Origin of the sequence: Microbacterium sp. (assembly GCF_029263575.1) — a bacterium.
GTDB lineage: Bacteria > Actinomycetota > Actinomycetes > Actinomycetales > Microbacteriaceae > Microbacterium.
This window is the reverse complement of the sequence record NZ_JAJUFV010000143.1, coordinates 1-7,433: the sequence shown is the minus strand read 5'-3', so window position 1 is coordinate 7,433 and position 7,433 is coordinate 1. Positions and strand designations below refer to the sequence as shown.

Here is a 7,433-nt window from a genome sequence, read left to right as displayed (position 1 = left end):
GTGCGTCGCTCATCACTTCATCGGCGGCAAAGACGATCAGTGGCACATCCACTATGCAGACGTCTACCGCCGCACACCCGAGGGGTGGCGTTTCGCTCGTCGTTCCTACACGGTGGATTCGATGCGCGTCATCGCTGTGCGGCATCCGGGGCCTGAGATGCCCGGCGAGTGAGCTGATCCCACAGCTCCAGCGCCCGGCGGGAGGTCTCGGCGCGATCCGCGTCGGTGCGCACGACGATATCCGCGATCGCGACGCGGTCGGTTTCCTCTCCTTGTGCGCGGATGCGGCGCCACGCTTCCGCGCTGTCGTATCCGCGAATGCGTGACAGGCGGTCAGCACGTTCGGCGGCATCGGCCTCCACAGTCACGATGACGTCGTACGTCCACGGTAGCGGCGAGCTGTGTGCGCTGAGCAGCGGAATCTCATGGACGATGATGCCTCCGCGGCACCGTTCGTCAGCGATACGACGGCCCACTTCGTCACGGATCGCGGGGTGGATCAGTCCGTTGTATGCACGTCGAAGCGCCTCATCCGCGAAGACCCGATCGGCGATCGCCTGCCGATCGAGAGATCCGTCGTCGTGCGTCACCCCATCGCCGAGCAACGCCGCAATCTGCTGCCGCAGATGCTCGGTTTCCGCTGACGGAGCGACGACGTCGCGCGCGACGCTGTCGGCATCGATCAACCGCGCTCCCGCGGATTCGAGGATCGCGGCGACCGTGCTCTTGCCCGCGCCGATGCCGCCGGTGAGCGCGACCAGAAGCGCTGATGCGGCAGGCACGCGAGCTCAGCGAACGAAGCGCACTTCGGTCAGCGTCTCGCCGAGGAACGGCTCGGTGTGCGTTGCGCCGTCGAGACGGAATCCGTTGCGCGTGTAGAAGCGGTGCGCGCGGGGGTTGTCTTCCGCGACCCACAGGTACAGCGGCTCATCCTTCTCGACGGCGGCGTCGAAGAGCCGCTGCCCGAGTCCGGTGGAGTGGTACTGGTGCAGCAGGTAGATGAAATACAGCTCTCGAATCGCGGGGGCGTCGCGGTCGCGCGCGGGACCCGAGCCGACAAAGCCGACGATCTCACCGTCGACGAGCGCGGCGCTCATGCGGAAATCGTCGCCCTGCGCGGCCCAGTTGGTCCACAGCTCAGCCATGCGACGGGGCGAGACGCGTTCGAGTGCTGCCTTGCTGACGAGGTGATCGTAGGTCTCGTGCCAGCACGTTGCGTGCACGCGACCCAGTGCTTCCGCATCGACATCACGGACCGGACGGACAATGACTTCGGGCTGGGCTTCGGCGCTCATGTCTGGACTCTACGCGCGCCCCGCGCGAAGGAGAAATCGAGGGGGGTTCCTGTCGGAGATCCACAACAGAGTTCGCTGTTCATGCGCCGAGGGCTACCATCGATCCTCGTGAATGTGATCTGGCGAACCCTGCTTGTGATGTGGCGTGCGCGCCGTCGAGTCCGCCGCGAGGGCCGCATCGCACCGACCGAGGTCAGCCGCGTCCGCGTGACCACGTTGCCGACCGACCTCGACATCCTGCGCCATATGAACAACGGCCGTTATCTGTCGCTGTTCGATCTCGGCCGCTGGGATCTGCTCGAGCGCACGGGCATGAGCGAGGTGATGCGGCGGTACGGCTGGTACGGAGTCGTCGCGGCCGAAACCGTCACGTTCCGCAAGTCGCTGGAGCTGTGGCAGCGCTTCGACATCGAGTCGCGCTTGCTCGGCCACGACGACAAGACGATCTATCTCGAGCACCGCGCCGTGGTCGATGGCGAGATCTATGCCCGCGCGATCATCCGCAGCCGCATGCTCAAGCGCGCCGGCGGCACGCTCTCGCACACCGAGTTGTTCGCTGCCGTCGGTCGGCCCGAAGGGCTTCCCGAGGTGGAGCCGTGGATGAAGGAATGGGCGGATGCCTCGGCGCTGCCTTCGACGAGAGCAGCAGCCCCCAGCACGTGGGTGTGATGTGGTGAACGCTCTGGCCGGTCGATAGGCTCGAAGACAGAGTCGGCGTGGGGGAAGCGTCGCCATGGCACTGGAGGAGAGCACATGTCCAACGAATCCGCGAATGGTGCTCCGGCACCGGGTCAGCCCGGTCCGGCCGCGCAGCCCCCGCAGACGCCTCCCGCGCAGCCGCCCTACGCCACGCCTCCGCAGCACGCCACGCCTCCGCACGAGCCGGCATCGCCGCCGTACGCAGCGCCGTCCCCGTACGGGTCGCCGTCTCCATACGGTGCGCCTCCGGTGCAACCGACGTACGGCGCGCCGCAGTATCCCGATCCCACCGTTGCTGCGCCGTACCCGGGCGCCCCGGCATCCGGCGGCGTCGCACCGCAGTACCCGACCTATGGTGGCCCGTCGGCCTACGCCCCGCCGACGCCGGGCAGCGGAGCCGGCGGGATGGCGATCGCCGCGCTGATCGTCGGCATCGTCGCGTTCGTCATGGGATGGATTCCGTTCTTCGGGCTGATCGTGGCCGCGGTCGGCATCGTCCTCAGCATCTTCGCGTTGCGTCAACCGCGCGGCAAGGGCTTCGGCATCGCCGGCGTCATCCTGTCGGGGCTCGCAGCGTTGACGGGCATCGGTATGCTCCTGTTGATCTTCGCGATCATCCCGGCTTCGCAGAGCTCGTTCTGACCGACTCCCGCGCTCTCGCGGGTGTCTCGGCCTGACGACGCTGTCGCGCTCGTAGGCTGAGCACATGTCAGAGTCTTCCGGTCCCGCTTTCGTCGCCGAGCAGTCGATCGAGCTGGCGCGACGCTGGATCCTCGAAGCCGCTGACACCGAAGTCGACTCGGCTGCGGCGCGTCTGGCCGATGTGCTGCAAGACAAGAACGGCCTGCCGTTCACCCTGGGGTTCGTCGACGGAGTCATGCGGCCGGAGAGTCTGTCGGCCGCGGCTGCGCAGCTGCAACGCATCGCGCCGATCGTTCCGGAGTTTCTGCCCTGGTACCTGCGTGGTGCCGTGCGGATCGGTGGCGGCATCGCGCCGGTGCTGCCCACACCCACGGTGCCGATCGCTCGACGGGTGCTGCGCGAGATGGTCGGTCACCTCGTCGTCGACGCGCGACCCGAGAAGCAGGGCCCGGCGCTGGCGAAGATCCGGGATGCCTCGCCTGATGCCGGTGGCGATGCAGCACCGGGCGCGCGGCTGAACCTCAACCTGCTCGGTGAGGCGGTGCTCGGCGAGGCCGAGGCGCGACGCCGGCTCGACGGCATCCACGATCTGATCAAGCGTGATGACGTCGACTATGTGTCGGTGAAAGTTTCGTCTGTCATCAGCCACATCTCGCTGTGGGCGTTCGATGAGATCGTCGATGCGGTCGTCGAACGGCTCACGCCGCTGTACATCACGGCCGCGAAGACCGGCACCTTCATCAACCTCGACATGGAGGAGTATCGCGATCTCGATCTGACGATCGCGGTGTTCACACGCATTCTGGAAGACCCGCGCCTCCCTCTGCTCGAGGCAGGCATCGTTCTGCAGGCTTATCTGCCCGACGCGCTCGCAGCACTGCGTGAGCTCACCGCCTGGGCGAAGACGCGCGTCGAGCACGGCGGTGCGAAGATCAAGATCCGCCTGGTCAAGGGCGCGAACCTGCCGATGGAGCGAGTGGATGCCGGGGTGCACGGCTGGCCGCTGGCCACCTACGACACCAAACTCGACACGGACGCCAACTATCTACGCCTGCTGGACGCGGCGCTGCGCCCCGAGAATACGGCGGCGGTGCGCATCGGCGTCGCCGGACACAACCTGTTCGGCGTCGCCTACGCGTGGCTGCTCGCCGGCGAGCGCGGGGTGCGGGCGGACCCTTCGACAGGCTCAGGGGCCGGGGGCGCAGGCTCAGGGGTCGAAGGCGCCGGGGGTGCGGACCCTTCGACGGGCTCCGGGCAGGCGACGTCCGCTCCCGCGGACGTCGAGTTCGAGATGCTGCTGGGGATGGCCCAGGGGCAGGTGCGGGCCGTCTCACGCGAGGTCGGCCCTGTGCTGCTGTACGTGCCCGTGGTGCGGCCGGATGAGTTCGACGTGGCGATCAGCTATCTCGTGCGCCGGTTGGACGAGAACGCTGAATCGGCCAACTTCCTCTCGGCGGCCTTTCACCTGCACGAGGATGAGGCCCTGTTCGAACGTGAGCGCGAGCGCTTTCTGCGGGCGTTCGAGCGCGCACGGGATCAGACGCTGCGGACCGTGCCGCATCGCGTCCAGAACCGCCAAGACCCGGTGCATGAGTCGCTGCGCCCAGCCGCTCCCGTCCCGGCGGCGGAAGAGGATCTCACCCGGGCCGTGCTCGACATCTCGCGCGGATCGGGCGGTTCTGGCGGTGAGGCTTTCGTCGAGACAGCGGTTTACTCTCGCCGTGAGGCCGATGTCGACTCGAGCGGCGCGCCCGGATTCACGAACACTCAGGACACCGACCCGGCCCTGTCGGCGAACCGCGAATGGGCCCACGACATCCGCGCTCGTATGACCGCCTCGACAGCGGGGGACGTGACGCTGCGCAGCGCCCGCATCGACGACGCCGCAGCGCTGGATGCGACGATCACCAGAGTGCAGCAGGCGGCATCGGCCTGGGGGGCACGGCCCGCGGTCGAGCGCGCCGAGGTGCTGCTCCGTGCCGCCGCCGCGCTGGAGTCGCGTCGAGCCGAGCTGATAGAGGTCGCCGCATCCGAGACCGGAAAGGTGCTCGCCGAAGCCGACGTCGAGGTGAGCGAGGCCGTTGACTTCGCCCGGTACTACGGCGCGAAGGCCCGCGAACTCGACACCATTGCCGGAGCGAGCTTCGAACCCGCCGCTGTCACGGTCGTCACTCCGCCGTGGAACTTCCCGATCGCCATTCCAGCCGGTGGTGTGCTCGCCGCGCTCGCTGCAGGATCGGGTGTCGTGTTCAAGCCGGCGCCGCAGGCGCGTCGGTGCGCGGCTGTCGTCGCGGAGGCGCTGTGGGAGGCCGGCGTCTCGCGTGATGTGCTCGCGCTGATCGACATCGACGACGGCGAGCTCGGCCACCAACTGGTGACGGCGCCGGCCGTCGATCGGGTGATTCTCACGGGTGGATGGGAGACGGCGCAGCTGTTCCGCTCGTGGCGACCCGATCTGCGGCTGCTCGCTGAGACGAGCGGCAAGAACGCCATGGTCATCACCGGGTCGGCTGATCTCGATCTCGCCGTCGCCGACGTGGTCAAAAGCGCATTCGGCCACGCCGGGCAGAAGTGCTCGGCGGCGTCGCTCGCGATTCTCGTCGGCCCGGTCGGCCGCTCCAAGCGTTTCGCGCGTCAGCTGGTCGATGCTGTGCGCTCCCTCCACGTCGGATGGCCCACAGACCCACGCACCGAGGTCGGACCGGTCATCGAACGGCCCCGGGGCAAGCTCGCATGGGCGTTGAGCGAGCTCGAGGGTGAAGAGCAGTGGCTGATCAAACCCGAGCCGGTGGCGGGAGATACAACCGGGCGGCTGTGGCGACCCGGCATCCGCGTGGGTGTGCAACCGGGCTCACGCTTCCACCGCGAGGAGTTCTTCGGACCGGTGCTCGGCATCATGCACGCCTCGACGCTGGGGAACGCGATCGACCTGCAGAACGCGGTCGAGTACGGACTCACGGCGGGCTTGCACACGCAGAATCCTGACGATCTCGGGCCGTGGTTGTCGCGCGTTCACGCCGGAAACCTCTACGTCAACCGTGGTATCACCGGCGCGATCGTGCAGCGGCAGCCCTTCGGCGGGTGGAAGCGATCGTCCGTCGGAGCCGGAGCGAAGGCGGGCGGGCCGAACTATCTGATCGGGTTGGGTTCGTGGCGATCGCGTGGGGGAGGGCCAGGGTCGAGCACGCTGCACCTGCGCGGGCTCGACACGCGCATCACGGCGTTGATCGAATCGGCCCAGTCATCGCTGGATTTCGACAGCTTCGAGTGGTTGCGACGCGCGGCGCTGTCGGATGCGATCGCCTGGGACCGCGAGTTCGGCCGGGTGCGCGACGTGTCGCGGTTGGGCGTGGAGCGCAACCTGTTCCGTTATCGGCCGGTGCCGGTGATGATCCGGGCGACGGGGGATGCCGCGTGGCACGAGCTGCTGCGCACGGTGGTCGCCGCGATCCGTGCCGGTACGCGATTCTTCTTGAGCACCCCGGTCGGGCTTCCCGCTGAGGTTCGCCGGGTGCTGTCTGAGTTGGATGTGCTCGTGGCGGTCGAGAGCGATGCGGAGTGGATCGAGCGGATGGCGGGCGCCGAGGAGGCCGCCCAGATCGGCGATGATCCCGCTCCTCGCGCGCAGCGCGTCCGGCTCGTCGGCACGCGCGACGCTGTCGCCCAGGTGCATCGGTCGCTGGCCGAGGCGGTCGCGGGCGACCCCGAGTTGGCGGTGTACGACGGAGAGGTCACCTCCGCCGGGCGCATCGAGCTGCTGCCGTTCGTGCACGAGCAGGCGATCAGCATCACCGCCCACCGCTTCGGAAACCCCGACGACTGGAGCGCCGCCGTGATCTGAGCCTGCATCGTGCGGATGAGATGCCACGGATTCCCGCGCATCTCATCCGCACAATGCAGTCTCGGGTGGATGGCCCCCGGGGTGTGTAAAACATTCTTGACATTGCCGATGTGCTCGCGGTAACGTCATCATGTCAAGAATCTTTTACATTGGAGCCGGCAATGGTTTATGCAGAACGCACCACCTGGGCGACCTTGATCGCCTCCGTCGTCATCGTCCCGATCTACGTCATCGTCGTGCTGCAGCAGGCGGGAGACGGGCCGCTGACGGATGTCGACTGGTTCCCGCTGATGCTCTGGACCGTCGGCATCGCCATCGCGGCGACCATCGTGCTCAGCATCCTCTGGGGCCTCATCGTCGGCATCCGTGATCGCGAAGCCGCGACCCGCTCAGACATCCGCGACCGCGACATCGAGCAGATGGGCGGCCGCGTCGAGCATTCGTTCCTCGTGCTCGTCGGGCTCGGAGTCATCGTGCTGTGCGCTGTCGGCGCCGATGTCTTCTGGATCGCGAACGCCATGTTCGTCGGCTTCGCTGTCTCGACCGTGCTCGGCGGCATCGCCCGCATCCTCGCCTACCGTCGGGGGCTCGTGTGATGGTCAAGCCCACTCTCGTCACCAACAGCATCCGCTCCCGTCGTGAGGATGCCGGCATCACGCAGGCAGACCTCGCCAGAACCATCGGCGTCACACGTCAGACGCTCATCGCCATCGAGCAGGGCAAGTACTCGCCCACGCTCGAACTCGCCTTCCAGATCGCCCGTGCCTTCGGAGTCGGCATCGACGATCTCTTCCAATACCCCCAGGAGTGATCATGACCCGTGGAGAGACTCAAAGACCGCCGAGCGACACAATGCCCGCCTGGCTGAACCGCGAATACGGCCCAGCCTGCGACACGAGCCAGGAAAGCGTGCCGACTCCTCAGCCCGGGCGCGGCGAGGCGCTGCTGCGCATCCG

7 protein-coding genes are annotated in these 7,433 nt (G+C 67.6%); 5 read left to right on the top strand and 2 right to left on the bottom strand.

Translation table 11 applies throughout. The annotated features are described in order from the left end of the window. Positions 1 to 128 precede the first annotated feature (128 nt). Together coaE and Q1J95_RS12740 are read right to left on the bottom strand one after the other, a co-directional pair. Positions 129 to 782: a dephospho-CoA kinase gene (gene coaE / locus Q1J95_RS12745; RefSeq protein WP_300268133.1), complete on the bottom strand. Its 654-nt coding sequence runs from the start codon at positions 780 to 782 to the stop codon at positions 129 to 131. Between the two features lie 6 nt (positions 783 to 788). Then, the gene (locus Q1J95_RS12740; protein ID WP_300268130.1) at positions 789 to 1,295 is read right to left on the bottom strand and encodes a GNAT family N-acetyltransferase; all 507 of its coding nucleotides are present in this window, start codon (positions 1,293 to 1,295) and stop codon (positions 789 to 791) included. Positions 1,296 to 1,403: 108 nt separating this feature from the next. Between Q1J95_RS12740 and Q1J95_RS12735 the strand changes: the two genes are divergently transcribed. The 5 genes from Q1J95_RS12735 to Q1J95_RS12715 all read left to right on the top strand — a co-directional run bounded on the left by Q1J95_RS12735 (position 1,404) and on the right by Q1J95_RS12715 (position 7,288). Next, a complete protein-coding gene (locus Q1J95_RS12735) occupies positions 1,404 to 1,964 on the top strand; it encodes an acyl-CoA thioesterase (protein WP_300268127.1) in 561 nt (186 codons plus the stop codon). A gap of 84 nt (positions 1,965 to 2,048) precedes the next feature. Further along, positions 2,049 to 2,636 carry a hypothetical protein gene (locus Q1J95_RS12730; RefSeq protein WP_300268125.1) on the top strand — a complete coding sequence of 196 codons (588 nt, stop codon included), beginning with the start codon at positions 2,049 to 2,051 and terminating at the stop codon, positions 2,634 to 2,636. A gap of 64 nt (positions 2,637 to 2,700) precedes the next feature. Continuing rightward, positions 2,701 to 6,477 (top strand): proline dehydrogenase family protein, encoded by a 3,777-nt coding sequence (locus Q1J95_RS12725; protein ID WP_300268123.1) that lies wholly within the window; start codon positions 2,701 to 2,703, stop codon positions 6,475 to 6,477. Positions 6,478 to 6,638: 161 nt separating this feature from the next. Then, complete coding sequence (locus tag Q1J95_RS12720) at positions 6,639 to 7,073, top strand: hypothetical protein (RefSeq protein ID WP_300268121.1); 435 nt, start codon at positions 6,639 to 6,641, stop codon at positions 7,071 to 7,073. Further along, positions 7,073 to 7,288, top strand: a complete 216-nt coding sequence (locus tag Q1J95_RS12715; RefSeq protein ID WP_300268118.1) for a helix-turn-helix transcriptional regulator — start codon at positions 7,073 to 7,075, stop codon at positions 7,286 to 7,288. Before Q1J95_RS12720 ends, Q1J95_RS12715 begins: the two co-directional genes overlap by 1 nt. Positions 7,289 to 7,433 lie beyond the last annotated feature (145 nt).